The 2,834-nt window shown below is 47.1% G+C and carries 3 protein-coding genes; 2 read left to right on the forward strand and 1 reads right to left on the reverse strand.

Going from position 1 to position 2,834, the window contains the following annotated elements; genetic code table 11:
• Nucleotides 1-756, forward strand: a 756-nt coding sequence (locus JF818_RS16165; protein ID WP_198893070.1) for a peptidoglycan bridge formation glycyltransferase FemA/FemB family protein, incomplete at its 5' end; no start/stop codon positions are given.
• Here the strand turns inward: JF818_RS16165 and JF818_RS16170 are convergent.
• Complete coding sequence (locus JF818_RS16170; protein WP_198893071.1) at nt 722-2,047, reverse strand: Mur ligase family protein; 1,326 nt, start codon at nt 2,045-2,047, stop codon at nt 722-724. The two genes, JF818_RS16165 and JF818_RS16170, sit on opposite strands and share 35 nt — an antisense overlap.
• Before the next feature lie 508 nt (nt 2,048-2,555).
• Between JF818_RS16170 and rpsF the strand changes: the two genes are divergently transcribed.
• Nucleotides 2,556-2,834: 30S ribosomal protein S6 (gene rpsF / locus JF818_RS16175; RefSeq protein ID WP_198893072.1), on the forward strand; the 279-nt coding region annotated here is incomplete at its 3' end.

Here is a 2,834-nt window from a genome sequence, read left to right on the forward strand (position 1 = left end):
GTGTTTGCACTCCGCTATGACCTGCCATTTGAAGAAGTGAATGATCAGAATGTCATGACTTTTCGCACAAGAAGGCTCAGGACATTGGAGCAGAGTGTACAACCTGAAGGTACTGTCAGGATAGACCTCAGGTGGGGATACCATGCAGTAACACTGGGGTATCGGGAGAGGGCCAAGCGTGCGCTCAGGAAAGCGGAACAAGCTTTCCAGGTACGGGTACATGAGGGGGATGAGGCATCCTTTCTTGCTTGGTATGATGTGTATTTGGAAACAGCACGAAGGGATGGGTTCAGTCCCAGGTCAAAAAAATATCTTCGTTCCCTGATGATGCTTTCCCCTGATGAGAGTATGTTCACCTCTCAGCTTCTGTTGGCTTATGAGGGAAAGAAGATTGTCGGGGGGATTGTCGTACTGTTCAGTCCCTCTGAAGCAATCTATCTCTATGGGGCGTCCTTGCGCTTTGATGGCATTTCCTGTTCCTATTTATTGCAGGATTTTGCAATCAGGATGGCTTGTGAGAGAAAGTGTGGTATCTACGACCTGTATGGAATTCCTGGGCCGAAGGGTAGGGCAAGTCACCTTGCTGGGTTGGAGATATTCAAACGCTCATTTGGAGGACAACCGTATTACCGCTCGCCCTCAACGGATTATCTCTACAATCGGCTAACCTGGCATTGTTATATGTTCTTTGAGACAATCAGGTTTCGCTCCAGAAGGAGCATCAAGAGCCAAGCAGAAGCCCTACCAAGTTCTTGAACTGGTTTCCACGGTCGAACTCATTGGCGAACAGTTCAAAGGAAGCACTTCCAGGCGAGAGAAGAATTGCCTGTACCAGATTCGGCAACTCCTGTTCCTTCACACGAGCCATTTCATAACTCTGCTGGAGGGCATCTCCCATTGACTTGAAGGGACCGTAATATGGGATATGGTGCTTCTCAAGCAGAGGAATTAGCTTGCCTCTGGTGAAACTTCCATCGAGCAGGGAGAGACTGCTTGCATGCAGCAGTTCCTCAAGCATCCCTTCAGCTTTGAGATTCTTGTCTGTACCACCGCAGATGAGGTGTACTGCCATGGTTCTGAACTTTGCATAGGAGAAGTGCACTGCTTCGGGAATTGTTGCTGCGCTGTCATTGACAAACAGGATATTGCCAAGCATCCCCAACTGTTCGATTCGGTGCGGAACCCCTTGGAAACTCTGCAGGGCCTTAAGAATACTTTTGTATTTGAAACCCAATGCAAGCAGAATGGCATAGGCACTCCTGAGATGTGGTTGTTCCTCAAGTACCTTCGCGCTTGCTCTGTCAATCCCACGGATATGTCGTTTGTCCAAGTGGGTCTGGGTTCTTATCCTGCCCAGCATCACATCAGGGATAACAGCCATCTTGATGTTTCTGGTGAATAATTGCAGTTTATCCTCAAGATAGCGCTCTATAGATTCATAGGAGTTCAGGTGATCAGGATAGAAGTTGGTAAGTGCACAGAGCTCCATCATCGGTAGCTGTCCGTGCATTGCCTGTACCGTGTCCCGAATTTGCCAAGATGAGAATTCGCAGACAAGGAACTCGGGAAGTGCTCTTCCTTGCTCATTCCGTCTTTCCCACTCTCTGAGAATGCTGAATCCGCTGATCCCCATATTCCCACACTGCATTGCCTCGTACCCATACTCCTGCAGTACATGGGCAACAGCTGCACTGGTTGTGGTTTTCCCTTTGGTTCCTGTGATTCCTATGATCTTTACCTGTTCGCACCAAGGGGAGCTGAACAGCCAGGCAAAGTCATTGACTACCATACGGGCGTACCTGAGCATTGGGTGGTTGGGAGGGATGGCTGGGTTTTTGACTACAATGTCAGCCCACAGAAAATCTTCTGCTCGATGTGGCCCGGAGATGCACAATGCCCCTCGTTGGTTGAGATCTTCCATCTCATAACCGAGATCACTGGTTCCCTTCAGATCTGTAATTCTTACTTCATCTCCATGGTCAAGGAAATACGAGGCTGCTGCAAAACCGCCTCCATGCATTCCAAGGCCGAAGATAAGTACCTTCATGTGCCACCCCCGGATGCCTCTATAGTAAAAAGAAAGTGCAATTAGAGCAAGTGAAACGCACCTGAAAGCGCAGGAATTTCACATAAGAGGATACGAGAAATTTCCCAAGTACCCTATTGACGTTGATTTATCTTCCCTGCATAATAGACCGGTAATTACAAAACCAGTCGTATTCGGGCTCTACCGAAAATAGAGACGGTTGGTAAGGAGCGCTATAGTGCCTTGTGGAAGAAAAAGAAAGAAGCATAAGATTGCTACTCATAAGAGAAAGAAGAAGCTCAGAAAGAATAGACATAAGAATAAATAGTCTGTTCAAGTAGACTTATACTTCGTACAATGTACAAAACCGTCGGTCGCTCCGGCGGTTTTTCTATGGAAGTCGTGAGCTGATATAAAGCTTGATGACAGAATGAGATTTGTTGACCAAGCCATACAATGTATGGTAGGGTATGCAGACACCTCTTTATCCGCTCTTGAGGGCGGATCATAAAGTCCGTAAGGAGGAACCATGAGAAATTATGAGTTCACTGTTATTTTCAATGCAAACGAAGATAACACACAGGCTGGTTTGGAATTCGTGACCAGCACATTTGCAGCTGCTGACGTAGAAATTACCAAGCAGGATGACATGGGCGTAAAATACTTGGCCTATGATATCAAGAAGCAGGAAAAGGGACACTATGTCTACTTCGAAATGAAGGCAGACCCAAGTAGCATCCTCGGCTTCGAGCAAAAGTTCTTGTTGAACCCGAACATCTTAAAGTTCTTGTTCGTAAACCCTGAGAAG

The organism is Sphaerochaeta sp. S2 (assembly GCF_016406725.1).
Taxonomy (GTDB): Bacteria; Spirochaetota; Spirochaetia; order Sphaerochaetales; family Sphaerochaetaceae; genus Sphaerochaeta.